This is a genomic window from Streptomyces sp. PsTaAH-124 (assembly GCF_000373685.1).
GTDB classification, from domain to species: domain Bacteria; phylum Actinomycetota; class Actinomycetes; order Streptomycetales; family Streptomycetaceae; genus Streptomyces; species Streptomyces andamanensis.
In genome coordinates this window covers 98,888-122,668 of sequence record NZ_KB892163.1, presented here as the reverse complement: position 1 = coordinate 122,668, position 23,781 = coordinate 98,888, and the positions used below count along the sequence as shown (strand labels likewise).

Below are 23,781 nucleotides of genomic sequence, written 5' to 3'. Positions count from 1 at the left end.
GCGGCCCCCCGCGTGGGTCAGGGCCGTACCACCCGCAGGGCCGCCTCGCGGATCGATGACCTCAGGCGGTCGCGGGCCGCGTCGTCGTCACCCACCAGGATCCGTCGTATCTGCGGCACCACCGAGGCCCAGCCCGCCAGGGAGACCAGCAGGAACATGAGGTCCTCGGGCGGGAGGGCGTCGGTGATCACGCCCCGCTCCTGGCCGTCCCGGAGCGCGGTGACCTTGGCGGCGTAGTGCGCGTGGCGGGCCGGTTCGTCGGGGAGTTCGCCGGTGCCGTACTCGACGCCCTCCCAGAAGAGCAGGCGCAGCAGCTCGGGGTGGGTGGCGTGGTAGTCCAGGAGGCGATCCATCCAGCCGTCGATGTCGTCCGGATCGATGGGGACGGCGGCGGCGAGGTCGACCATGGATCTGCCGAGGACATGGGTGAACAGCTCCGCCTTGTTGCCGAAGTAGGCGTAGATGAGCTGCTTGTTGGCCTTGGCCTGAGCGGCGATCCGGTCGATACGGGCGCCCGCGATGCCGTGCTGGGCGAACTCGGCCACCGCCGCGTCGAAGATCCGTGCCTTGGTGGCCTCGGGGTCTCTTGGTGCCATGAGAGCAGCGTACCCCGTTAGCAACCAACTATTTGGTTGACAGAAGATCCGGAGCGGGCGCAGACTGTTCCACGCGCCAACCAACCAGTTGGTTATGGACAACCGGTTGGCCATGGCGCCATGGAACGGCTCCACGCTTCAGCTCCACGCTCCAGCTCCACCCCTCGCCCACCCGCCCGTACCGGAGGCCCACGCACCATGCCGTCGTCCCCGTCGTCCCCAGCCCCTGCCGCGTCCAGGACCGCGGTCCTCACGGCCACGCCCCCAGTCACCACCGCCACCACCCATGCCGCCGACGCCGCCGACGCCGCCCCGGCTCCGGCTGCCCGGCGGGGGCTCGGCCCCAACGCCTTCCTGGCGCTGATCGCCGTGTGCACCGCGGTGACCGCGGGCAACATCTACCTCGCGGCGCCGCTGCTCCCCCTCATCGCCCACGACTTCGGCTCGGCTCCCTCGGCGGTGGCCTGGATCGCCTCGGTGGCCCAGTTCGGGTACGCGGCGGGCCTGCTCTTCTTCGCCCCGCTCGGCGACCGGGTCAACCGGCGCCCGCTGGTGGCCGCGCTGTCCGTGGCGACGACGGCCGCCCTGCTCATAGCCGCCGTCGCGCCCGGCACCGGCGCGCTCGCCGCGGCCGTCTTCGTCGCCTCCGCCGCGACCGTCGTCCCGCAGCTGCTCGTCCCGCTGGTCGTCGAACGCGCCCCCGCCGACCGCCGCGCCCGGCACGTGGCCGTCGTGATCGCGGGCCTGTTCACCGGCATCGTCGCCGCACGGGTCGTCGGCGCGCTGGCCGGACAGGCGTTCGGCTGGCGGTGGGTGTTCGTCGGCGCGTCCCTGCTGACCGTGGTCCTCGGCCTGGCGACCGCCCTCGCCCTGCCGTCGGAGGGCCGCCGCGGCACCGGCCCGCTGCTGTCCGGCATCACCTCGCTGCCCGGTCTGGCCCGCCGCTCGCCCGACCTGTGGCGGGCGTGCCTGCGGCAGGCGGGCATGTTCGGCGCCTGGAGCGCGCTGTGGACCTCGCTCGCGCTGCTGCTCACCGGCCCGGCGTACGGCCTGTCGATCGCGACCGCCGGACTCTTCGGGCTCTTCGGACTGGCGGCGAGCGCGGTGGCGCCGCTGGCCGGCGGGCTGGTGGACCGCTTCGGCGCCGCCAAGGTCGTACGGTCGGCCTACGTCCTGGCCGCCGTCTCCGTGCCGCTGTTCTGGCTGGGCGGGCACACGGTGGTGGCGCTGTTCGTGGCCGCGATCGCGATCCACGCGGCCCTGGTCGCCTCCCACGTCGCCAACCAGACCCTGGCGCTGACCACCACCTCCGCCCCGGCGACCGCCAACACCGCCTACGTCGTCTCGGGCTTCGCCGGCGCCGCGCTGGCCTCCTCCGTGGCGGCACCTGCCTTCGCCCACTGGGGCTGGACCGGGGTCTGCGCGGTGGCCGCGCTGTGGCTGGTGGTGGGCTGGGTGAGCACGTCGGTACGGCGGTGAGGCCGGGAGGCGCAGGGGGCGCAGGGGGACGTGGGGAGGAACGCGGCGTGTTCGGGCTCGCGTCGGCCCGCGTCCGGACCCGCGGCCCGGTGCCGGGCGGGAAGCCGGAGGGCTCCCCGCCCGGCACCGCTGCCCGCCCGCCCAGGGGCCGAGGCCGGTCTCACCCGGAGCCGCGGCCTGCCGCATGACGGTTCAGAGGCTGCCGCATGACGGTTCAGAGGCTGGTGACGTCCAGCTCGCCCGCCGCGTACCGCCTGCGCAGCACCTTCTTGTCGAACTTCCCCACGCTGGTCTTCGGCACCGCGGTGACGATCGTCCAGCGCTCCGGGAGCTGCCACTTGGCGATCTTCCCCTCCTCGGCGAGGAAGGCGCGCAGCGACTCGAAGTCGGCCGTGGAACCCTCCTTGAGGACGACCGTGGCCAGCGGGCGCTCGCCCCACTTGTCGTCGGGGACGGCGACGACGGCGGCCTCGGTGACATCCGGGTGGGACATCAGCGCGTTCTCCAGGTCGACGGAGGAGATCCACTCGCCGCCGGACTTGATGACGTCCTTGGCGCGGTCGGTGAGGGTGAGGAAGCCGTCCGGGGAGATGGTGCCGACGTCGCCGGTCTTCAGCCAGCCGTCCTCGCTGAACTTGTCGGCGGGGCGCAGCGGTTCGGCGTCCGGGCCGTTGTAGTAGGCGCCCGCGATCCAGGGGCCGCGCACCTCCAGCTCGCCCGCCGACTCGCCGTCCCAGGGGAGGCGTTCGCCGCCGGGACCGGTCAGGCGGGCCTCGACACCGGCCGGGAAGCGGCCCTGGGTGAGACGGTAGGCGAACTCCTCGTCCGGGCCGGACGCGTACGCCGGCGGGCGGGCCACCGTGCCCAGCGGGGAGGTCTCCGTCATGCCCCAGGCGTGGCAGACCCGCATGCCGAGCCGGTCGAACGCCTGCATGAGGGCGGGCGGGCAGGCCGAACCGCCGATGGTGACCTGGGTGAGGGAGGAGACGTCGCGGGGGCGGGCGGTCAGCTCGCCGAGCAGGCCCTGCCAGATGGTGGGGACGGCGGCGGCGTGCGTGGGGCGCTCGCGCTCGATCATCTCGGCGAGCGGGGCGGGCTGGAGGAAACGGTCCGGCATCAGCATGTTGACGCCGGTCATGAAGGTGGCGTGCGGCAGCCCCCAGGCGTTCACATGGAACTGCGGGACCACGACCAGCGAGGTGTCGCGGTCGGTCAGGCCCATCGACTGCGCCATGTTGACCTGCATGGAGTGCAGATAGATCGAGCGGTGGCTGTAGACGACGCCCTTGGGGTCACCGGTGGTGCCGGAGGTGTAGCACAGGGCGGCGGCGCGGCGTTCGTCCAGCTCCGGCCAGTCGTAGGTGGCCGGCTTGTCCGCGATCAGTTCCTCGTACTCGTGCACCCGGGCGGGGCAGCCGTCGAGCGGGGCGCGGTCGCCGGGGCCCGAGACGACGACGTGCTCGACCGTCCTCAGGTGCGGCAGCAGCGGGGCGAGCAGCGGGATCAGGGAGCCGTTGACGATGATCACCCGGTCGGCCGCGTGGTCGACGATCCAGGTCAGCTGCTCGGCGGGCAGGCGCAGATTGAGCGTGTGCAGCACGGCGCCCATGGAGGGGACGGCGAGATACGCCTCGACGTGCTCCGCGTTGTTCCACATGAGCGTCGCCACGCGATCGTCCTCGCGGACGCCGAGGTCGTCGCGCAGGGCGTTCGCCAGGCGCACCGCGCGGGTGCCCGCCTCGGCGAAGCTGCGCCGCTGCGGTTCGGCCTCCCCGGTCCAGGTGGTGATCTGGGACCGGCCGTGCACGCGCGTCCCGTGGACCAGGATGCGGGTGACGGTCAGCGGTACGTCCTGCATGGTGCTCAGCACGGCGTCCTCCCGGGGCGGCATTGCCTACGCGGCAGTAGGGTGTGCGCTGATTCTGCGCACATACCACGCGGTATGTCACTAGCTCCGGGTGATCGATCAGCCGCGGGGCCGGGCGGTACGCCGGGCAACCCGCCGAACGCGCCGCCGGACGAGCGGCCGCCGGACGCCGAAACGGTCGGTCAGCGCACGCGCCCCAGCTCGGGGTCCTCGCGGAGCTTGCCGAGCGCGCGCGAGACCGCCGACTTCACGGTGCCCACGGAGACGCCGAGCACCTCTGCCGTCTGGACCTCGGAGAGGTCCTCGTAATACCTGAGGACGACCATCGCCCGCTGCCGGGTGGGCAGCTTGGTGATCGCCCGCCACATGGCGTCGCGCAGCGCCTGCTGCTCGGCGGGGTCGGCCGCGCCGGGCAGGGGATCCGGCTCGGGCAGCTCGTCGCAGGCGAACTCGTCGACCCGGCGCTTGCGCCACTGCGACGTACGCGTGTTCAGCAGCGCGCGGCGGACATAGCCGTCGAGCGCCCGGTGGTCCTCGATCCGCTCCCAGGCGACATACGTCTTGGTCAGCGCGGTCTGGAGCAGGTCCTCCGCGTCGCACGGGTTGGCGGTCAGCGACCGGGCGGTGCGCAGCAGCACCGACTGGCGGGCCCGCACGTACGAGGCGAACGACGGATACGCCAGGCTCGGCACGGCCGGTACGGCGGCGGTCGACGCGCTGGTGCATACGGGTGTGGTCATGTCCTCCACGCTAGGAGCGGTCCCCCGGTCGGCGGATCGCCCGCAGGTCCCGAAGCGGGGTCCGCCTCAGGTTGTAGGGGTGGGGCTGACCGCACCTCCTGAAGGTGGACGGGGAGGGGGACCGGGGTGCGGGTTCACCCTGGGGTGACGCGGCCGGACGGTGCGGCCGGGCGGTGCGGCCGGGCGGTGCACCTGGCGCCGGAGGGACGGGTTCCCGGCATGCGCCCGCACACGCCTGCACACCCCCGCATACACCTGCGCACGCCCGCACACGCCTGCGCGGCGGTGCCGAAGCACCGCCGCGCAGTTGTGTGTCACATCCCCACAAGCACACCCACAGGGTCTCGGGGCCGGCAGGTCCCCAACGCGCACGCCGGCCCGCCCCGGCTCACCAGAGGCGGGTGAAGTGGACGGCCACGTTGTGGTTGCCCTGCTGGATGGCCGTGAACGCGGAGCCGTTGACCTGAGCGGTGTTGCTCTGGTTCGTGGCGCCGGAACCCACCGCCTGCTGGCCGGTGGTGGACGAGTTGCCGCTGTTGTTGTGGCCGACTCCGCTGCCGACGATCCCGGCGACACCCGCGCTCGATCCGACGCCCGCCACGGCGCCGGTGTCCGCCGCCGCGATGCCGGTGAAGAGGGCTGCCGCGAGCGGGACGGCGGTGACGGCGGCGAGAACGCGGGCGGTACGGATGCTTGCCATATTGCTCCTCCAGTAAGAGGTACGCACCGGCTGCCTGCCGGAAGTACGTGAAGCTGCGTGAAGCTACCTGGACTACGGCTTTCACCAGGGCAGTTGGCCGACCGCCCCAGCGGGTTCCCACGACGTCGCAAGATCAGAGTTGCCCACGGACCACCGGGGAACCACCCCGGAAGCCCCGATTAGCACGCAAGCGTGAGGACATGTCGATAAACCCCCTTCACCACCTTTCCTGTCGCCAAAGCCCCGACCGGACACAGAGCGCCCCCCTTCACCCCAAGCGCGACAAGAGGTGAAGCGTTCCGGCAAGCGCCCGGCGCAATCCGGCCGTACCGAGCGCCCCCGCCGCACCCGCCCCATGCCCCCTTCCCATCCTCGAACCCTCGTACGAATATGAAGCCATGGCCACCACCGCCCGAAAGCCCTCGGCCCCGGACCCGGCCTCGGCACCGGCACCGGCACCGGCACCGGCACCGGCCCCCGCCCTCACCCACGCCCTGACGGCCGCCGCCCGCGGCCTGGCCGTCATCCCGCTGTCCCTGACCAAGCACCCGGCCCTGCGCTCCCCGCACCACCCCGCCTCGCACGACGGTACGAACCACCCCGTCGCGCGCCGCGCGAACGACACCGCACCTCCCGACGCCGCCCCGGACACGGCCCGGCGGCAGCCCTGCCGCGGCGAGTGCGGCGCCTTCGGACACGGTGTGTACGACGCCTCGTCCGACCCGGCCCGCATCCGGGACCTGTTCGCCGCGGCGCCCCGGGCCACCGGCTACGGGATCGCCTGCGGAGTGCCGCCGCACCATCTGATCGGCGTCGACCTGGACACCAAGACCGGCACGGACACCCTGGCCGCCCTGCGTGAACTGGCCCGGCGCCACCGCTTCCCGCTCCCCGCGACCGTCGTCGTCCTCACCCCGAGCGGCGGCCGCCACCTGTGGTTCAGCGGCCCCCCGGACGCCGCCGTCCCCAACTCGGCCGGCCGGCTGGCCCCCGGCATCGACATCCGCGGCACCGGCGGCTACCTGATCGGCCCCGGCTCCCGCACCCACCACGGCACGTACGCCCTCGCCCCCGGCACCGCCCGCCTCGCCCCCGCGCCCTGCCCGCTGCCCTTCCTGCGCCTCCTCCTGCCTCCGCCCCGCCGCACCCCACCGCCCTCCCGCGGCCGCCACACCGCCCACGGCCTCGTCCGCTTCGTCCTGGACGCCCCCGAGGGCCAGCGCAACACCCGCCTCTTCTGGGCCGCCTGCCGCGCCTACGAATCCGGCCTCGGCCCCACCCTCCACGCCCTCCTCCTCGACGCCGCCCTCACCACCGGCCTCCCCCTCCCCGAAGCCCGCTCCACCCTCATGTCGGCGGCCCGCGCGACGGGGCACCATCCATGAGGACCGACGCGTCACCTCACCCGTGAGAACCGGCCCCGCGCGGGACGTCTCCCCGGAGAATCCCGCTGTTTCCCGGCTTGTTGGTCCCGGGGCGCTGCTGCCATCGTTGCCACTCAGCCGCGCAGCCGGGGGAGGACGGGTGGCTCAGAGCGAAGGACTGGCGTCAGTCGGTGCGGGACGCTACAAGCTGATCCGGGCTGTCGGCCGTGGCGGCATGGCCACGGTCCACCAAGCCACGGACACGGCACTGGGCCGCAGGGTCGCGGTCAAGATCATGGACCGCGTGGCCGCCGGTGAGGAATTCAGAACCAGGTTCCGGCAGGAAGCCCGAGCCATGGCGGCGCTCAACCACCGCAATGTGATCGCGATCCACGACATCGGGGAGGAAGCAGACCCGAGCGGTGCGCCCACTCCCTACCTGGTGATGGAGTTCATCGATGGACGCCCCCTCAGCGAGTTCGTCTCCGGCCACGGGATGCCCGCCCACCGAGCCCTGAGGATCACCGCCGACATCTTGTCCGCTCTGGCGGCGAGTCACGATGCCGGGCTGATCCATCGCGACATCAAGCCGGCCAACATCATGGTCTCCGAGAACGACACCGTGAAGGTCCTGGACTTCGGCATCGCGAAAGCTGTCGACGCCGTTCCGGTCACTCGCACCGGAACCGTTGTGGGCACAGCCCCCTACATGTCGCCCGAGCAGGCCCAGGGAAAGAAGCTGGACCGGCGCAGCGATCTCTACTCGACCGGAGTGCTTCTCTTCGAACTTCTCTGCGGGAGGCGCCCGTTCGACGCCGATTCCGACGCGGCGCTGCTGTACCACCACGTCCACACCGCTCCCCCTCTCCTGGCCGAGCTGGGAATCGCCGTTCCCGAACCGGTGCAGGAATTGCTCTCCAGCGCTCTGAGCAAGGACCCGGAGGGCAGACCAGCCACAGCCCGCCAGATGCGTCGCCTCGTTCTCGACGCCCTGGACTCGGCCGACACCGCCCCGCCACGAAATGCACCCCGCCCGCGCATCCCCGTCCGGCCCGCGTATGCACCCGCACAGCCGCCACCTCCCCTTGCTTCCACCACCCCCATGGCACCACCGTCCCCAGCCATTCCCGGAAGCCTGAAGACCGGCCTCGTCGCCGCCGTTCCCGGATACTTCGCCGGCACGATCGGTTTCTCGCAGATCTTCTCCGCCGGACTCACTCCGACGGCCACCGTCGTCTGCGCCTACACACTGGGCTACGGGCCGATGTACCTGACCGTCCTGTTCGGCCTGGCAGTCGGCACCTCTCACGCCCGTACAGCGGCCCGGCGCACACGGCGGCACTCCTCGGCTGTCGCCTGCCTCGTCGTCAATGGCCTATGGAGCGCCTACCACCTTGGCACCTGGCTGTTCGGATTCCCCCTGCTGTACCTCTGATGACGTGACGCCTGCTGCGCCTATGCACATCAGCCGGTCCGGCGGGCATCCGTCGCGGGCAGGGAACCACGGGGAGTCGCGGCGCCGGACAGGCACCGCCCAGCACCACGGCCCCCGACCGTCTCACCTGGTCAGGGGCCGTCCGTTCAAGCGGTGGGTGTGGGATTTGAACCCACGGTGACTCGCGCCACGACGGTTTTCAAGACCGTTCCCTTAGGCCGCTCGGGCAACCCACCTGGGCCTCGCCCACCGGGGCGGGGCGGGTACAGCGTACCGGCCGCGGGCGGGGGGCCGAGGGTGTGGGGCGCGGCGGGGGAAAACCGGTGGCTCCGGCGGGCGGGCGGTGGATAGCCTGCGCGGCCGTGACTGATCGTCTGAAGGCTTGCGGAGAGGCGTGTTCGTCCGGGGGACGGTGTGCCGGTGAGGGTGGTCAGGGGCGGGCGGCCGTGGCTGACCGGGGCGGGGTGGCGTCCGGGGGCGCCGGGGAGACGTTGTTCTCGCGGACGCATCTGGCGGCCACCGCCAGTTTCTCGCTGGTGATGTTCCTGACCGGGTTCGCGGCGCTCGCGGTGGTGCCCACACTGCCGACGGCGGCCCGGGATCTGGGCGGGGTGTCGCTGTTCCCGCTGGTCGCGGGCTGCTTCGTGGCGGCGAGCCTGCTGGGCGGGGTCCTCGGCGGGCACTGGGCGGACCGTTCGGGCGCGCGCGGGCCGCTGGCCGCCGGCATGGCGCTGACCGTGGTCACCCTGGTCGTCTCGGCCACCAGCACCTCGATCTGGCAGCTGGCGGCCGGGCGCTTCCTGGACGGGCTCGCCGCCGGTGCGGTCGCGGTGTCCGTCAACGCCGCCATCGGACAGGCGTATCCGGAGCGCCTGCGTCCGCGTGCGCTGGCGCTGATGAGCGCGTGCTGGGTCATCCCGTCGCTGACGGGGCCGCCGCTGGCCGGGCTCGTCTCCGCGTGGTGGTCCTGGCGCGTGGTGTTCTACGGCCTCGCCGTCCTCACGGTGCTGCCGGCGCTGGTCCTGATGACCGTCCTGCGCGGCCCCTCCTGGCGGGGCGCGGCCGAGGTGCGCGAGGACCGGGCCGCCCGCCCGCCGCTGCTGCTCGCCGCCCTGGTGAGCCTGGGCGCGGCGCTGGGGCAGTACGGCGTGTCGGGCTGGGACGTGCGGCATCTGCTGTTCGCGGCCGCTGCGCTGTGCCTGCTCGTGGTCTGCGCGCCCCGGCTGCTGCCCGTCGGCACCTGGCGGGCGGCCCGGGGCCTGCCGGCCACGGTGCTGCTGCGCGGCCTGGCGTCCGGCACGTACTTCACGATCGAGGCGTTCGTACCGCTGATGCTGATCGCGGAGCGCAAGGTGGCCCCGGTGGTGACCGGCCTCGCCTTCACGGGCGCCGCCGTGGTGTGGGCCGGGGCGTCGTGGGTCCAGGGCAGGCTGCTGGAGAACCGGCCCCGGCACCGCCTGGTCGCCGCGGGTGCCGTCGTCATGACGGCCGCGGTCGCGCTCGCCGTGGCGGGCACGCTGCCCGGGGTGCCCGCACTCACCGCGGCCTCGTCCATGATCGTCGCGGCGGTCGGCATGGGGCTGCTGGATCCGTCGCTGACCGTGCTGTCGCTCGCCCACAGCCCGCGGGACCGGCAGGGCCGTGCCAGCAGCGCGATGCAGACCAGCCAGAACCTCGGCCAGATCTCCGTGATGGCGCTGTACTCCGTGGTGCTCAACGCCTGCCTGGGCGCCGGCGCTTCCGGCCTGGCCGGGTACGGGGCCGCCTTCGGGCTGCTGGCGGTGCCCACGCTGGTGATCGCCGTGCTCGCCGGGCGGGCTCGCGGGACCGGGGGGACGGCGTCGCGGACCGTGGTCGGGTCCGGGGCGGCGGACAGCCCCGGGGCGGACCCGGGCGCCCGCACGGATCCGGGAGACGGGGCGAGCAGCAGTCCTGCCGGTGGTTCGGGCACCGGCGTGCCGTGAGCCGGGAAACGGCCGCTGCCCGCGCCGCCGCCCGTCCGGGGCGGCGGCGCGGGCAGCGGGCACGCGCGCGTGGGGCGCGCGTGGGCGTGTGCGCGTGCGTCAGCTCGCGCTGTCGCCGATCCGGGACGCCAGCGTCACGTCGACGGTGTGCTCCTTGCCGTCGCGCTTGAAGGTGATCTTCACCGTGTCGCCGGGCTTGTGGGTCCAGATCTCGCCGATGAGGGTCGGACCGGAGTCGACCACCGTGTCGTCCAGCTTGGTGATGACGTCACCGGACTTGAGGCCCGCCTTGGCCGCCGGGCTGCCCGGCTCCACCGCGGCGCCGCCGCCCGCGCCCTGGTCGGAGATGGTCGCTCCGCCGGCCCCGTCCTGCGAGGTGGCGACGGAGGCGCCGATCTTCGCGTAGACCGGCTTGCCCGTCTTGATCAGCTGCTGGGCGACGTACTTGGCCTGGTTGATCGGGATGGCGAAGCCCAGGCCGATCGAACCAGACTGCCCCGAACCGCCCAGACCGCCACCACTGCCGGAGGACTGGATCGCGGAGTTGATGCCGATCACCGCGCCGCGCGCGTCGAGCAGCGGGCCGCCGGAGTTGCCGGGGTTGATCGAGGCGTCGGTCTGAAGGGCGCTCATGTAGGACGCCTTGCTGTCGCTGCTGCCGTCGCTGGAGGCGACCGGGCGGTTCTTGGCGCTGATGATGCCCGTCGTCACCGTGTTCGACAGGCCGAAGGGCGCGCCGATGGCGATCGTCTCGTCGCCCACGGCCACCTTGTCGGAGTCGCCGAGGGCGAGCGGCTTGAGGTCGGAGGGCGCGTTCTTGAGCTTGATCACCGCGACGTCGTAGCCCTGGGCGTGGCCGATGATCTCGGCGTCGTACTTCCTGCCGTCGGGGAAGGTGGCGGTGAGCTTGCCGCCGTCGACGGCGTCGGCCACGACGTGGTTGTTGGTGACGATGTGGCCCTGGGTGTCGAACACGAATCCGGTGCCGGTGCCGCCCTGGCCGTTGGTGCTCTCCGCCTCGATGGTGACGGTGCTCGGCAGCGCCTTGGCGGCCACGCCCGCGATCGAGTTCGGATCGCGCTTGACCTGGGAGGCGCCCGCGTCGGAGGCGGCGACCGTGGTGGAACCACCGTCGTCGTTCTTCGCCAGCGTGTAGCCGAGGCCGCCGCCCAGGCCGCCCGCGACCAGCGCGGCCACCAGGACCGCGGCGATCAGACCGCCGCGCCGGCCGCGCGGCTTCGGCGCGGGCTGCTGGTACGCCGCGCCCCAGCCCGCGCCCCCGGCGCCACCGGCCGCGCCCGCGCCGCCGTCCGCGTACGACGGCACGGCGGGGGGCTGGGGCGGCGGCCAGGAGCCGTCGACGGGCGCGCCGGGGACCCCGGCGCCCTGCGGCTGCTGCGGGTGTCCGGCCGCGGGGAAGCTCTGTGTGGGCCCCTCACCGGCGGTTCCCGGGCCGCCCTGGACCGCCGGGGGGACCACCGGGTGGGCGCCCGCGTCGGCGGGTGCCGCCGACGGAACCGCCGGTGCGGTGTCCTGCTGCGGGGCGCCCGGCACATACGGAGGCGTGCTGGGCGGCGGGGGCGTGGGGGCACCGCCCTGGGGAGCGGGCGGCTGGGAAGCTGCGGAGGTCTCCACCGGCACGGGAGGTGCGGACGGGGCCGGGGGTACCTCGGTGCCCTCGTTCTCGGTGCTCACAGCTCTTCTCCTCGATCCACGGCTGTTGTTGTCGGTCGCACTCGTCACGCTCGTCCTGGCTGCCGACGACCCGGCGTGCTCCAGCTGTGCAGGTGCATCTGTACGTGGTCAGCTTTTCCCACAGGCCGTCAGAGCACCATAAGCCGAGGCTGTGGGTCTGCCACCACTCCTTATACGGGTCATCTCGCAGTAAACGGACACACTATCGACACCTTCCCGTGGCCACACCCGCTCCGCCGCGGTGGCACCATGACGCGGTGACCCACGCACGGCAGCATCACATCCAGGTCGTCGCACACCGCGGAGCCTCCGAGGCCGCGCCGGAGCACACCCTTGCCGCCTACCGGACGGCGATCGAGGACGGCGCGGACGCCCTCGAGTGCGACGTGCGGCTGACCGCGGACGGCCACCTCGTGTGCGTGCACGACCGCCGCGTCAACCGTACGTCCAACGGCCGCGGCGCGGTCTCCGCCCTGGAACTCGCCGACCTGGCCGCGCTGGACTTCGGCTCCCGGCACTCCCGCGCCCCCTGGCGCGGCCGCGACGAGGAGCCCGACTGGGTCGTACGCCCCGAGGATCCGGAGGACACCTCCGTCCTCACCCTGGAGCGGCTGCTGGAACTCGTCTCCGACGCGGGACGGCGGGTGGAGCTGGCCATCGAGACCAAGCACCCCACGCGGTGGGCCGGCCAGGTCGAGGAGCGGCTGCTCGCCCTGCTGAAGCGGTTCGGCCTGGACGCGCCGCCCGCCCCCGCCGAGTCGCCGGTGCGGGTGATGAGCTTCTCGGCGCGTTCCCTGCACCGGGTGCGGGCGGCCTCCCCGACGCTGCCGACGGTCTACCTGATGCAGTTCGTCTCGCCCCGGCTGCGCGACGGGCGGCTGCCGGCCGGGGTCCGGATCGCGGGTCCCTCGATCCGTATCGTGCGCGGGCATCCGGGGTACGTCGAGCGGCTGAAGGCAGCCGGGCACCAGGTCCACGTGTGGACGGTGAACGACCCCGAGGACGTCGCTCTCTGCGCGGACCTCGGCGTCGACGCCATCATCACCAACCGTCCGGGCCCCGTCCTGCGCCAGCTCGGCCGCTGAGGGGCCCCACAAGCCGCCGACAAGCCGCAGACAGGCCGCCGGCAGGCCACCGATCGGCCACTGATCGGTCACGGGCCTTGACCTCCTGCCCGCCGCTCCAGCAGGCTCCGGTTCAAGCCACTTCGACGGTATTCGGCCATGTGGTGACAGGGAGTGCCCCGGCGCGTTCGCTGCGTGTTCGATCCTCGTGAATGCGTCGTCGGGCGCTGGATGGCCGGTTTCCGGCTCAGGCCGATGGGGCATCCACACCGTGGCGTGGGGCGAAGGAGGTCTCGGGGGTGGCGTTGGTGGTGGCACAGGAGGTGCCCACGTCGTCGTGCATGGCCGTACCCCATGGCCCTGCGGGCGTGGGGGAAGCAAGACACCGGATGCGCGAGCAGTTGCGCAGGGGTGGTGTGGCGGAATCGGTCGTCGACGACGCCGTTCTGGTCCTTTCCGAACTGCTGAGCAATGCGTGCAGGCACGGCCGGCCGCTGGGCGACGCCCTGGCCGGCGACGGGGACGTCCGGGCCGCGTGGCGCGTCGACGCGGCGGGCCGGCTGGTCGTCGAGGTGACGGACGGCGGCGGCCCGACCCGCCCGGCCCCGGCCACCCCGTCGGTCACCGCGCACGGCGGCCGGGGGCTGAACATCATCACGGCCCTCTGCGACGACTGGGGGGTGCGGGACGACGTCCGCGGCGAGGTCACCGTGTGGGTGATCGTCCACGACGACGTCCACGACCCGGACGCCGGTCATCGCCGGGACGGCTTCGCCGGGCGCGTCGCGGCACCCGCGGCGGTGGCCGCCCTGCCAGAGCTGGGCTTCGCCGGGCCCTTCGGCGACCTGGGCTGACCCGCCCCGGCCGACGCGGCGGGACACGCGGGCTCACGGGCACGCGGGCGGGGGACTCCGGCGCGTGCGCCCGCCCGTGCGCAGGGCGTGCGCGTGCGCGTCCCGGGCCGGGCGCCCGCGTCCGGCCGGACCCCGCGCGGAGGTCGAGCGGCGTTCCCGCGCCGGTGCCTCCACGCCCACGTTCCCGCACCGGCGTTCCCCGGCACGGGCGCCTCCCGTGCGTCCGTTCCCGCGCGGGCGTTCCCCGTACGCGCGCACGTGCCGCCGTCCCCATGAGCCCGCGGGGCTTCCGTACAGTGCGTCCGTCCCACCCGCCCACAGGGCTTCCCTACGGTGCGTCCGCCCCACCTCGCCCCGCCCCGCCCCCGCCGCCCCTGCCCCAGGTGCCCCGCACGCCTCCGTACGCCCCGCCGCGCGCGGCCGGGTTGTCCACAACGCCCGCCCCGTCCACAGCTTCCCGTCGCGGAGGGTGTGAACGACTAGGCTCGCGCCCGTACAAGACGAGCCGTAACCGGGAGACACCCAGATGGCCAAGAAGCGACCCCAGACGAAGGCCAAGCGCCCGCAGCTCACGGACGGAGAGATCCCGGTCGTCGGCGCCCGCGAACCCTGCCCGTGCGGCAGCGGCCGGCGCTACAAGGCCTGCCACGGCCGGGCCGCGGCGCACGCGGCGACCGAGCTGGTGCAGCGTCCGTTCGAGGGCCTGCCCGGCGAGTGCGACTGGGTGGCGCTGCGCGAGCTGGTCCCCGCGGCCACGGCCGAGCTGACGCTCAAGGACGGCCTGCCCGAGGGCGTGCCGTCGGTCCGGCTGGCCACCGTCCTGCCGATGGCCTGGCCCGCGCTGCGCCGCGACGACGGCTCGGTCCTCATCGGCCTCCAGAACGACACGGCGTCCGGCGACATCAGCCGCGACCTCGCCGACACCCTCCTGCGCGCGCTGGAGGCCGAGCCCGGCAACCCGGTGCAGGGCCGCCGTGCCCCGGCCGACGGCCCCCGGCTCCAGGACCTGCTGGACCCCGAGGCCCCCTTCGCGCCCGAGGTGCACGAGGGCTTCGAGTTCTGGGTCCCGGACGCGGGGAACGCGGCGCCGGAGGTGGCCGCCTCCCTGGAGCGGGCCAACGCCGCGGCGATCCCGACCGTGCGCCTGGAGGGCGTGGACTCGGCCTACTGGTGCGAGACGCCGGAGAAGAACCACCTGCGCTGGGTCATGCCGCACCCGGAGGAGCAGCTTCTGGACGCTCTGGCGCGGCTGCACGCCGCGGGTGCCTCCAGCCTCGGCGAAGGGACCCGGCTGGTCGGCTCCTTCCGAGCTCACGGGCTCACCGTGCCCGTCTGGGACCTGCCCCGCGGGGTCGGTGCGCAGGACGTGGAGAAGCCGGCCGCCGAGTTCGCCGAGCGGCTGGCCGGGGCGCTGGCCGCGGACGCGCCGCTGACCCCCGAGGAGCGCCGGGCCCGCGGCGGGCTCACCAACCGGCAGGTCACGCTTAGCTGAGCCGGGGGCCCACCGGCCGTGCTGACCGACCGGTCAGCCGGACGCCCCGCGCGGAACGGGTAGCTCCGGTTTCAACTCCCGGTCCGCGCGGGCCAGTCGGTGTGACCGGAAAGACGGCACACCGGGTGACTGGAAAGCCGGGATCGAATTTGCGAACCGCCGATCTCTTGTTACCGTTCCAGTAGCCCGGTTGCTGGTGCATCCCCCGTCGCCAGCAACCGGGTCTTTCCATGTGCACCGTCGATCACCGAGCGCAGTCGCCCGTCAACCCCCCGTTTTCGCAGGTGAGTTGGATCCGGAGCGCAGCAGCATCGGCCCGCTTCCCGGGCGCCCGGCGAACTCGGTGACGGCCGTGTAGGCGCCCGGAGCGCCACGGGTGTGCTCCCGGGGCGTGTCGCACGTCCCGGGTTCGTCGCCGCCGTCCAGCGCGCAGTGGATCCGCAGGGTGCGCTCGTCCGGGCCCATGAGGGTCAGCGCGGCGTCCAGGGCCCGGCCGGTCGCGTTGCGGTAGTAGGTGCGCGCCCAGGTGTCCGCACCCTGGGTCAGCACACAGGTCTGCGCCTCGACACCGCCGGGCGAGGCGACCTCGGGGCCGCAGCGGGTGGCGGTCGCCAGTCCCAGCCCGAGCAGGAACGGCGTACGGGTGGGCGCGGCGGTCGGCATCTTGCCGTCGGCGGCCGGGCGGTCCGGCGCGGCGGACGAGGCGGCGGCACTTCCCCGGCCGTCCGGGCCACCCGGGGCTCCCGGAACGCCCCGGTCGCCGACCTGGCCCGCGGACGCCACGGCCAGCGGCAGCGCGACGGCGCACACCACGACGCCGATGAGGGCGTACAGCCGGACCCGCCGGGGATCGGTGCCGTCCGTACGCTCCGCCCCTCGGCCCCGGCGGTCGCCGCGTCCGCGCGGACCGCCGTCTCCGCGTCCGCGCGGGTGACCGCTTCCGTGTCCCTCGGGATGGCGCAACATAAAGGGAAGATAACGACCAGAACGGGCGGTTGCCCCCGGCGCGCCCGACACCCCTACAACTCGGGCGCGCTCACACCCTTCCGAGTGAGGGCGTCCACCACCGCGTCCACCACGGCCTCCACGCCGGGCACCCAGGGGGAGGCCGAGCCGGGCAGCGGGGCGCGCTCCCAGCGCACCGGGCCGGCCCCCGTCTCCGAGGGCGGCAGGGCGATGTAGCCGCCCTCACCGTGGAAGCGCAGCGAGCCGGGCACGAAGTCCTTGGCGTAGAGCAGTTCGCCGAGCTGCTCCAGGGAGTAGGGCTCGACGAGGATGGACCAGCGCGCGGACGAGGCGACGACCGGGCCGAGCCGCATGCCCGCCCGGTCCAGGGTGCGCAGGGCGCTCGCCGCCGCCAGCGCCGGCAGGCTCACCGCGCAGGGCGCCTTGCCGCCGGTGGCCAGGACGATCGGCGCGGCGGGCCGGTTGGTCCACCACCAGCGGACCATCCGGGCGTCGGTGGTCGCCGCGAGCAGGCCGGGGTCGAAGGGGTGTGCGCCGGGCACCGTGCACTCGGGGTCGGGGCAGGCGCAGCACTCGGGCCGCCGCGCGTCCCTCGCCACGCCCGGGAGCACCGGCCACTGCCACTGGGCGGCGAAGGTCAGGGCCGCGTCGATCGGCTCGGGCCTCCCGTCACCGCGCCTGGACAGGAGCCTGCGTCGCCTTCCGGGGATCTCGCGCATGAGCGCTCGTCCTTTCCGTTGCACCGCTGGCAACACCGTGGACCACATCACACCATGTGTCGATCACTTCACTGGGCGTACCTGTTGGCGCATCACACCCCTGCCGTCAGCACGGGGAACCCTCTGGGCCGGGCACCGGCTGCTTTTGCTGCGCAGCCCTGCCCATACGCGTCTCTCAGGAGCATGGGCGTGGCGCGGGGTGGCGGAGTGTGGCGTTTTGCTGTCGCGCGTTCTGCTCTCCGCCGCCGTCACGCGAGGATGGGGCACGGCCGTCGGTGGATAGGACGCCCGGGTCCGTCGCCAGGTTCCGGGCAGCTCCCAACCACCCCTGGTCTTCTCCGAGTACGTACCCATCACGACCGCTGTGACGCTCTGTGGAGCGAAACCAGTCGACCGCAATAAGCCGTTACCCGAGGCAGTTTCAAGCCAACTTCGTTGATACGCAAGAGTCCAGGCACATCACCACGGCAGGCCCGCTGACACCAGGAATCCCAGCAGGACAATGCTGGACATCCCCTCACGAGTGCGTGTACATGTGGAGACACTGCTGGCGGCGCAGAATGACATGGGGGTTTGCGATGCTTTTGAGCAGTACGCACCGGCCGGAAAGCCGGACGCCATGAACGCCCCGCACCCTCCGAAAGTGGCCGGAATCGATTCAACGGTTCCCGCACCCGCACACACTGTCGCGCCCGTCCCCCCTGCCCCGGACGCCTCCTCCGCCGCCGGCGCGAGCAGCGCGCACTCCGCGCACACCGCCCACCCGCCGGGCGCCCTCCTCCAGGACCGGCTCGCCGGCTGGGTCTCCGACCTCACCACGCTGCACGAACTGACGGAGCGGCTGGCCCGTACGAACCGGCTCGACGCCGCGCTGGAGGAACTGCTGCACGCCGGGGCCGCCCTCGTGGGCGCCCGGCGCGGCCTGGTCGTCCTCGAACCGGACGACGGACTCGGCCCCGACACCACCGTCGGGCTGGGGCTGGCCCGCGCCGACCTGGGCCACATCGAGACCGTCCCGCGCGCCTCCATGCCCTACGGCGCCCTGCTGGACACCGCGGCGGGACTGCCCGGCGGCGACGCCGAGATCGTGCGCGCCGACCTGTTCGCCGAGGAGGGCCTCGACCCCCGCCACCGCGAGGTGGCCGCCCGGCTCGGCTACGCGGCGGGCTACGCGCTGCCCCTGTCCACCGAGGCCGCCGGCCGGCTCGGCGCCGCGACCTGGCTCTACGACGAGCCCGCCGAACCCGACGGACGACAGCGCCATCTGGCCGGTCTCTACGTCCGCTTCGCCACCGAGCACCTGGCCCGGCTGCTCGAAGGCGAGCGCACGCGCGCGTGCATGGCGACGATGTACGAGGAACTGCTGCCGTCCCGGCTGCCGCGGGTGCCCGGTGTCCGGCTGGCCGCCCGGCACCGCACCGGCCCGCGCGGCGGCGGCGACTGGTACGACGCGCTGCCGCTGCCCGACGCCGCGCTCGGCCTCGCGGTCGGCTCGGTGACCGGTTCCGGGCCCGGCGCGGTCGCCGCGATGGGCCGGCTGCGCGCCTCGCTGCGGGCGTACGCGGTGATGGAGGGCGAGGACCCCGTCGCCGTCCTGTCCGACCTGGAGCTGCTGCTGCGGCTGACCGAGCCCGCCCGCTCCGCCACCGCCCTGTTCGCCTACTGCGAGCCGGAGCTGGGCCGCATCACCGTGGCCGGAGCGGGGCACTGCCCGCCGCTGGTGCTCGGCGAGCGGCGCACCGAGTACGTGGAGACGACCGTGTCCGCGCCGCTCGGCATGCTCGCCTGCTGGGAGGCGCCCAGTGTGGAGTTCCAGGTCGGCGCAGGCGAAACGGTGCTGCTGTACACCGACGGGCTGCTGCACCGCACCGGCGACCCCGCCGACCGTGCCGTCGCACGGCTGCGCGCCGCCGCGGCCGGGGTCCCGCGCGCGGTGCGCCACGACCCGGACGCGGTCGCCGACCATGTGCTGCGCACCGTCCTGCCCGACGGCCTGGACGTGACCGACGGCAGGGAGGACGTGGCCCTGCTGGCGGCCCGTTTCGAGTAGCTCCCCCGGCACTCCGGGTCACCGTCGCGCCCGTGGCGGACGCTCTCCTCGGACCCTTTCCGTACGACCGTACGATGGGAGTGGTCCAGTGCCGTATCAAGGAGGAAGACCGTGGCGAAGGAGCTCCCGGAGACCCCGGAGACTGCCGAGGAAGAGCCGATCAAGCAGCGCAAGAACGGCCTGTACCCGGGCGTGTCCGACGAGCTGGCCGAGAGCATGAAGTCCGGCTGGGCCGACACCGAGCTGCACGAGCTGGAGCCCGTCGAGCAGGCCGCGCACACCGCCCGGCGCCGCGCCGCGCTCTCCGCGCGCTTCCCCGGTGAGCGCCTGGTCGTCCCCGCGGGCAACCTGAAGACCCGCTCCAACGACACGGAGTACTCCTTCCGCTCCTCGGTCGAGTACGCCTACCTCACCGGCAACCAGACGGAGGACGGCGTCCTGGTCCTGGAGCCCACCACGGACGGCCACCAGGAGACCATCTACCTGCTGCCCCGCTCCGACCGGGAGAACGGCGAGTTCTGGCTGGACGGGCAGGGCGAGCTGTGGGTCGGCCGCCGCCACTCCCTGACCGAGTCCGAGGCGCTGTACGGCATCCCGGCGGCCGACGTCCGCGAGCTGGCCGACGCGCTGCGCGAGGCCACCGGCCCGGTCCGCGTGGTGCGCGGCCACGACGCCGGCATCGAGGCGGCCCTGACCGACAAGGTCACCGCCGAGCGCGACGAGGAGCTGCGCGTCTTCCTGTCCGAGGCCCGCCTGGTCAAGGACGACTTCGAGGTCGGCGAGCTCCAGAAGGCCGTCGACTCCACGGTGCGCGGCTTCGAGGACGTGGTGAAGGTCCTCGACAAGGCCGAGGCGACCAGCGAGCGCTACATCGAGGGCACCTTCTTCCTGCGTGCGCGTGTGGAGGGCAACGACGTCGGCTACGGCACCATCGCCGCCGCCGGCCCGCACGCCTGCACGCTGCACTGGGTGCGCAACGACGGCCCGGTCCGCTCCGGCGACCTGCTCCTGCTGGACGCGGGCGTGGAGACGCACACCCTGTACACCGCGGACGTGACGCGCACGCTGCCGGTCGACGGCACGTACAGCGAGATCCAGAAGAAGATCTACGACGCCGTGTACGACGCCCAGGAGGCGGGCATCGCGGCCGTGAAGCCCGGCGCCAAGTACCGCGACTTCCACGACGCCTCGCAGCGCGTGCTGGCCGAGCGGCTCGTCGCGTGGGGCCTCGTCGAGGGCCCGGTCGAGCGGGTCCTGGAGCTGGGCCTCCAGCGCCGCTGGACGCTGCACGGCACCGGTCACATGCTCGGCCTCGACGTCCACGACTGCGCCGTCGCGCGCACCGAGACGTACGTGGACGGCACGCTGGAGCCGGGCATGGTCCTCACCGTCGAGCCGGGCCTGTACTTCCAGGCCGACGACCTGACGGTCCCCGAGGAGTACCGCGGCATCGGCGTCCGCATCGAGGACGACATCCTGGTCACCGAGGACGGCAACCGGAACCTGTCGGCCGCGCTGCCGCGCCGGTCCGACGAGGTCGAGGCGTGGATGGCGGCCCTGAAGGGCTGACCGGCGAGGAGCGGCCGGGCACCCGAGCGGTGCCCGGCCGTACACATGCCCAGGGGGAGGGTTTCGTACAGGTGAACGGCTTCTTGCCCGGTGCCGGGGTGGATCTGCACCTGGAACCGGACGCGGCGGCGGGCCGCCGGGCCGGACTGGAGAAGGCGCTCAGGGCCGCGGTGCGGGAGGGGCGGCTGGCTCCCGGGGCCAGGCTGCCCGCGACCCGGCGTCTCGCGCTGGAACTGGGCGTCTCGCGGGGCACCGTGAAGGCCGCGTACGACCAGTTGGTCGCCGAGGGGTACCTGACGGCGCGGCAGGGCTCGGGCACCCGGGTCGCCGCGCTGCCCGCCGTGGACGCGGAGCAGCCCGGAGCGGCGGCACGCGCGCGTGCGCCCCGCTTCGACCTCAGGCCCGGCAGCCCGGACGTGGGCGCGTTCCCGGCGGCCGCCTGGCTGCGGGCGCTGCGCCGCGCCATCGCGACGGCGCCCTCCCTGGCGTACGACTACGGCGACCCCCGGGGGCGCATCGAGCTGCGCGCCGCGCTGTCGGGGTACCTGGGGCGGGCCCGCGGGGTGGTCGCGCCGCCGGAGCGGATCGTCATCACCTCCGGATACGTGCAGGGGCTGGCCCTGCTCACCCGGGTGCTGGACGGCGCCTCCGTCGCCATGGAGGACCCCGGGCTGCCCTTCCACCGGGACGTGGTGCGGCACAACGGCGGCGCCGTGGTGCCGGTCCGGGTCGACGAACGCGGGGTGCGCGCGCAGGACCTGGGCGAGCAGGCGGCCGTCGTGGTCACCCCCGCGCACCAGTACCCGACCGGCGTCACCCTGCATCCCGAGCGGCGCCGGGCGCTCACCGACTGGGCACGCGCGCGTGGTGCCCTGATCGTCGAGGACGACTACGACGGCGAATTCCGGTACGACCGCCAGCCGGTGGGCGCGCTCCAGGGCATGGCGCCCGGTCACGTCGCCTACCTCGGCACCGCCTCCAAGACCCTGGGACCCGCCCTGAGACTGGGCTGGATAGTGCTGCCGCCGCAGCTGGTCGACGCGGTGGCCGAGGCCAAGCTGCACAGCGACCACCACACCGAGACCATCGGGCAGCTGGCGCTCGCCGAGCTGATCGACAGCCACGCCTACGACCGGCATGTGCGCGCGTGCCGGCTGCGCTACCGGCGCCGCCGGGACCAGCTCCTGGGGCGGCTGGGCGGGCGCCGTCCGGTGCGCGGGATCGCCGCCGGGCTGCACGCCCTGGTCGATGTGGCGGACGAGGAGCGGGTGCTGGCCCGCGCCGAGGAGGCGGGGCTCGCGCTCGGCCGTCTCGGCGAGCACTGGCACACGCCCGGCGCGGGCCACCCGCAAGGGCTCGTCGTCGGCTACGGGACGCCCAGGGAGCGGACGTACCCGGAGGCGCTGGAGGTGCTGGCGAAGGTCCTGGACGGCGCGTGAGGCCGCGCTGACGCCGGGGCGGCGGGGTGGTGCCACCGGGGGGCGGGGGCCGCAGGGGAAGCCGGGGTCAGACCGCCGCCAGCGGAGCGTCGTCGCGCCACTTGAGGATCTTGTCGAAGCTCACCACCGCGCCGCCCCGCTCCGGCTCGTTGCCGATGTGGACATGGTCGGCCAGCTCGCGGATGAGGCACAGGCCGCGGCCGTGCTCGGCGTCCGTGTGCGGGGGGCGGACCGGCACGCGGGGCCCGCCGCCCGGGAAACCGGGGCCCGTGTCGGCCACCTCGATACGGCACTTCTCCCCGTCGAGGTAGGCGGTCACCCGGTAGTCCTGCGAACCGGCGCCGTCCCCGCCGTGCTCGACGGCGTTCGCGCAGGCCTCGCTCAGGGCGACCGACAGGTCGAAGGAGACGTCGGGGTCGACGCCCGCGGTCTCCATCGTGCCGAGCAGGAGCCGCCGGGCGAGCGGCACGCTCGCAGCGTCACGCCGCAGATGGAGTGACCACCAGATGCTCATGCTCCAGCCTCCTGGCCGCGGCTCGACATACCGATACGTATTGCCCGGCGTGCCCGGCCGTAAGCACCGCGTTGACACGGCGACGCCCGTTCGGCGGATGCGGGGACGGAGGGTATCGGTGTATGCACGGGCGCATACGCCGTGGAAGGTGACCTGTCCGGAGGTACCGCACCTTGTGGACCTGCCGTACGGAGCACGGGTGCCCAGTGGGATGATGAGGCCGCCATGACTGCCCCCCACTCGCGCGCGGCATCCGCCGGACGCGATCTCCGGCTGCTGCGGGCCGCGGTGTTCGCCGCGGTCTGCGTCGTGCTGGCCGCGGCGGGGCACACCCTGGGCTCCTGCGCCACCGTCCCGCTGTGGACGCTGGGCGCGGGTTTCCTGGGGGCGCTCGTGGTCGTCGTACCGCTGGCCGGGCGCGCCCGCTCGCTGCCCGGGATCGCGGCGCTGCTCGCGGCGGGCCAGCTGGTGCTGCACGCGCTGTTCGGACTCGGGCAGCACGGGGCGGGCATGGTGTCCGGCGCGATACCGATGGGCTCGATGGGGTCCATGGGAGCCATGGGGTCCCTGGGCTCGGCGGCCTCGCCGGGCGCGGCGGGCTCCGCGGTGCCGGTCGGGTCCCTGGGCCACCCGGGCCATGTGCTGTCCGACGCCGCGCTGGTGGAGCGGGCCGCGCGGTACCTGTGCGGCACCACCACCGCCGGGATCACCCCGGCGCGGGCCTACCGGATCCTCGTCGACGCCCATGTCTACCCGTCCGGAGCCGCGGCGCCGACCGGCGCGACCGGCCCGGCGGCCGCCCCGCACGGCGCCGGGTCCCTCGCCGCGCTGCTGCCGTCCCTGCCCATGCTGCTCGGCCATGTGCTCGCCGCGCTGGCCGCGGGCTGGCTGCTGCGCCGTGGCGACCTCGCCCTGGTGCGGCTGATCGCGCTGTCGGCGCACGGAGTCGCCGAAGGCGCGCTCGTACGGTCCCTGCGCGGGGCGCTCGCCCTGGTGTGCGCCCTGTGCGCCGGGCTGCCGGCGCTGCCGGGCACGGGCCCGCGCTTCCCGCGCGCCGCCGACCGCGTCCTGCCGCCGCCGACCGCCACCGCCCTCCAGCACACGGTGATCCGGCGCGGTCCGCCCGCCGCCGTCCTCGTCCTCGCCGCCTGACACGACGCGACCAGCACTCCACGGTCCCGGCCCACCCGGCCGGAACGGAGGGGGAGGCCGCCGTCGTGCGGCGTCCCCGCGCGTGCCCGCCCCGCGGGCGGTCCGCACCGGCGTACGTCCCG

General features: G+C 74.0%; 19 protein-coding genes and 1 tRNA gene. 11 read left to right on the top strand and 9 right to left on the bottom strand.

All coding sequences use genetic code 11. From position 1 onward, the window contains the following. Window positions 1-17: 17 nt before the first annotated feature. Window positions 18-596, bottom strand: coding sequence for a TetR family transcriptional regulator (locus B086_RS0110145; RefSeq protein ID WP_018566305.1), 579 nt, complete (start codon window positions 594-596; stop codon window positions 18-20). Window positions 597-794: 198 nt separating this feature from the next. On the opposite strand from B086_RS0110145, the gene B086_RS0110140 reads away from it, so the two are divergent. Next, a complete protein-coding gene (locus B086_RS0110140; RefSeq protein WP_018566304.1) occupies window positions 795-2,075 on the top strand; it encodes an MFS transporter in 1,281 nt (426 codons plus the stop codon). A 214-nt stretch (window positions 2,076-2,289) separates the two neighbouring features. Here the strand turns inward: B086_RS0110140 and B086_RS0110135 are convergent, their stop codons facing one another. The 3 genes from B086_RS0110135 to B086_RS0110125 form a co-directional block, all read right to left on the bottom strand. Beyond that, window positions 2,290-3,966, bottom strand: coding sequence for a long-chain fatty acid--CoA ligase (locus tag B086_RS0110135; RefSeq protein ID WP_018566303.1), 1,677 nt, complete (start codon window positions 3,964-3,966; stop codon window positions 2,290-2,292). A 158-nt stretch (window positions 3,967-4,124) separates the two neighbouring features. Beyond that, window positions 4,125-4,682, bottom strand: coding sequence for a SigE family RNA polymerase sigma factor (locus tag B086_RS0110130; protein ID WP_018566302.1), 558 nt, complete (start codon window positions 4,680-4,682; stop codon window positions 4,125-4,127). A 388-nt stretch (window positions 4,683-5,070) separates the two neighbouring features. Further along, complete coding sequence (locus B086_RS0110125; RefSeq protein WP_018566301.1) at window positions 5,071-5,382, bottom strand: hypothetical protein; 312 nt, start codon at window positions 5,380-5,382, stop codon at window positions 5,071-5,073. 398 nt (window positions 5,383-5,780) lie between these two features. Between B086_RS0110125 and B086_RS0110120 the strand changes: the two genes are divergently transcribed. Both B086_RS0110120 and B086_RS41920 read left to right on the top strand, forming a co-directional pair. Next, window positions 5,781-6,767 carry a bifunctional DNA primase/polymerase gene (locus B086_RS0110120; RefSeq protein WP_018566300.1) on the top strand — a complete coding sequence of 329 codons (987 nt, stop codon included), beginning with the start codon at window positions 5,781-5,783 and terminating at the stop codon, window positions 6,765-6,767. Window positions 6,768-6,906: 139 nt separating this feature from the next. After that, window positions 6,907-8,181: a protein kinase domain-containing protein gene (locus B086_RS41920; RefSeq protein ID WP_051115805.1), complete on the top strand. Its 1,275-nt coding sequence runs from the start codon at window positions 6,907-6,909 to the stop codon at window positions 8,179-8,181. A gap of 151 nt (window positions 8,182-8,332) precedes the next feature. Here B086_RS41920 and B086_RS0110110 read toward each other — a convergent pair. Further along, window positions 8,333-8,417, bottom strand: a tRNA-Ser gene (locus B086_RS0110110). 210 nt (window positions 8,418-8,627) lie between these two features. Here B086_RS0110110 and B086_RS0110105 point away from each other — a divergent pair. Continuing rightward, window positions 8,628-10,145 (top strand): MFS transporter, encoded by a 1,518-nt coding sequence (locus tag B086_RS0110105; RefSeq protein ID WP_234029286.1) that lies wholly within the window; start codon window positions 8,628-8,630, stop codon window positions 10,143-10,145. A gap of 99 nt (window positions 10,146-10,244) precedes the next feature. On the opposite strand, the gene B086_RS0110100 is transcribed toward B086_RS0110105, so the two are convergent. After that, window positions 10,245-11,840 carry a S1C family serine protease gene (locus tag B086_RS0110100; protein WP_018566298.1) on the bottom strand — a complete coding sequence of 532 codons (1,596 nt, stop codon included), beginning with the start codon at window positions 11,838-11,840 and terminating at the stop codon, window positions 10,245-10,247. Between the two features lie 257 nt (window positions 11,841-12,097). On the opposite strand from B086_RS0110100, the gene B086_RS0110095 reads away from it, so the two are divergent. The 3 genes from B086_RS0110095 (at window position 12,098) to B086_RS0110085 (ending at window position 15,250) form a co-directional block, all read left to right on the top strand. After that, complete coding sequence (locus tag B086_RS0110095) at window positions 12,098-12,925, top strand: glycerophosphodiester phosphodiesterase (protein WP_018566297.1); 828 nt, start codon at window positions 12,098-12,100, stop codon at window positions 12,923-12,925. 278 nt (window positions 12,926-13,203) lie between these two features. After that, window positions 13,204-13,758 (top strand): ATP-binding protein, encoded by a 555-nt coding sequence (locus B086_RS39675; protein WP_234029285.1) that lies wholly within the window; start codon window positions 13,204-13,206, stop codon window positions 13,756-13,758. Between the two features lie 526 nt (window positions 13,759-14,284). Beyond that, window positions 14,285-15,250, top strand: coding sequence for a DUF5926 family protein (locus B086_RS0110085; protein ID WP_018566295.1), 966 nt, complete (start codon window positions 14,285-14,287; stop codon window positions 15,248-15,250). A gap of 264 nt (window positions 15,251-15,514) precedes the next feature. Here the strand turns inward: B086_RS0110085 and B086_RS0110080 are convergent, their stop codons facing one another. Together B086_RS0110080 and B086_RS0110075 are read right to left on the bottom strand one after the other, a co-directional pair. Then, a complete protein-coding gene (locus B086_RS0110080) occupies window positions 15,515-16,216 on the bottom strand; it encodes a hypothetical protein (protein ID WP_018566294.1) in 702 nt (233 codons plus the stop codon). A 53-nt stretch (window positions 16,217-16,269) separates the two neighbouring features. Continuing rightward, window positions 16,270-16,935 carry a bifunctional DNA primase/polymerase gene (locus tag B086_RS0110075; protein WP_018566293.1) on the bottom strand — a complete coding sequence of 222 codons (666 nt, stop codon included), beginning with the start codon at window positions 16,933-16,935 and terminating at the stop codon, window positions 16,270-16,272. A 502-nt stretch (window positions 16,936-17,437) separates the two neighbouring features. Here B086_RS0110075 and B086_RS0110070 point away from each other — a divergent pair. The 3 genes from B086_RS0110070 (at window position 17,438) to B086_RS0110060 (ending at window position 21,993) form a co-directional block, all read left to right on the top strand. Next, window positions 17,438-18,985: a PP2C family protein-serine/threonine phosphatase gene (locus B086_RS0110070; RefSeq protein WP_199790733.1), complete on the top strand. Its 1,548-nt coding sequence runs from the start codon at window positions 17,438-17,440 to the stop codon at window positions 18,983-18,985. 111 nt (window positions 18,986-19,096) lie between these two features. After that, entirely contained in the window at window positions 19,097-20,554 is a 1,458-nt protein-coding gene (locus tag B086_RS0110065) for an aminopeptidase P family protein (protein WP_018566291.1), read from the top strand. A 71-nt stretch (window positions 20,555-20,625) separates the two neighbouring features. Continuing rightward, window positions 20,626-21,993: a PLP-dependent aminotransferase family protein gene (locus B086_RS0110060; protein ID WP_018566290.1), complete on the top strand. Its 1,368-nt coding sequence runs from the start codon at window positions 20,626-20,628 to the stop codon at window positions 21,991-21,993. 67 nt (window positions 21,994-22,060) lie between these two features. Here the strand turns inward: B086_RS0110060 and B086_RS0110055 are convergent, their stop codons facing one another. Continuing rightward, window positions 22,061-22,507 carry an ATP-binding protein gene (locus B086_RS0110055; protein ID WP_018566289.1) on the bottom strand — a complete coding sequence of 149 codons (447 nt, stop codon included), beginning with the start codon at window positions 22,505-22,507 and terminating at the stop codon, window positions 22,061-22,063. 225 nt (window positions 22,508-22,732) lie between these two features. Between B086_RS0110055 and B086_RS0110050 the strand changes: the two genes are divergently transcribed. Then, window positions 22,733-23,659, top strand: a complete 927-nt coding sequence (locus B086_RS0110050) for a hypothetical protein (protein ID WP_018566288.1) — start codon at window positions 22,733-22,735, stop codon at window positions 23,657-23,659. Window positions 23,660-23,781 lie beyond the last annotated feature (122 nt).

Bases quoted from the DNA above. Each gene is read 5' to 3' on its own strand.
- B086_RS0110145 (WP_018566305.1), bottom strand. From the start codon at position 596: ATGGCACCAAGAGACCCCGAGGCCACCAAGGCACGGATCTTCGACGCG.
- B086_RS0110140 (WP_018566304.1), top strand. From the start codon at position 795: ATGCCGTCGTCCCCGTCGTCCCCAGCCCCTGCCGCGTCCAGGACCGCG.
- B086_RS0110135 (WP_018566303.1), bottom strand. From the start codon at position 3,966: ATGCCGCCCCGGGAGGACGCCGTGCTGAGCACCATGCAGGACGTACCG.
- B086_RS0110130 (WP_018566302.1), bottom strand. From the start codon at position 4,682: ATGACCACACCCGTATGCACCAGCGCGTCGACCGCCGCCGTACCGGCC.
- B086_RS0110125 (WP_018566301.1), bottom strand. From the start codon at position 5,382: ATGGCAAGCATCCGTACCGCCCGCGTTCTCGCCGCCGTCACCGCCGTC.
- B086_RS0110120 (WP_018566300.1), top strand. From the start codon at position 5,781: ATGGCCACCACCGCCCGAAAGCCCTCGGCCCCGGACCCGGCCTCGGCA.
- B086_RS0110085 (WP_018566295.1), top strand. From the start codon at position 14,285: ATGGCCAAGAAGCGACCCCAGACGAAGGCCAAGCGCCCGCAGCTCACG.
- B086_RS0110080 (WP_018566294.1), bottom strand. From the start codon at position 16,216: ATGTTGCGCCATCCCGAGGGACACGGAAGCGGTCACCCGCGCGGACGC.
- B086_RS0110075 (WP_018566293.1), bottom strand. From the start codon at position 16,935: ATGCGCGAGATCCCCGGAAGGCGACGCAGGCTCCTGTCCAGGCGCGGT.
- B086_RS0110070 (WP_199790733.1), top strand. From the start codon at position 17,438: ATGCTGGACATCCCCTCACGAGTGCGTGTACATGTGGAGACACTGCTG.
- B086_RS0110055 (WP_018566289.1), bottom strand. From the start codon at position 22,507: ATGAGCATCTGGTGGTCACTCCATCTGCGGCGTGACGCTGCGAGCGTG.
- B086_RS0110050 (WP_018566288.1), top strand. From the start codon at position 22,733: ATGACTGCCCCCCACTCGCGCGCGGCATCCGCCGGACGCGATCTCCGG.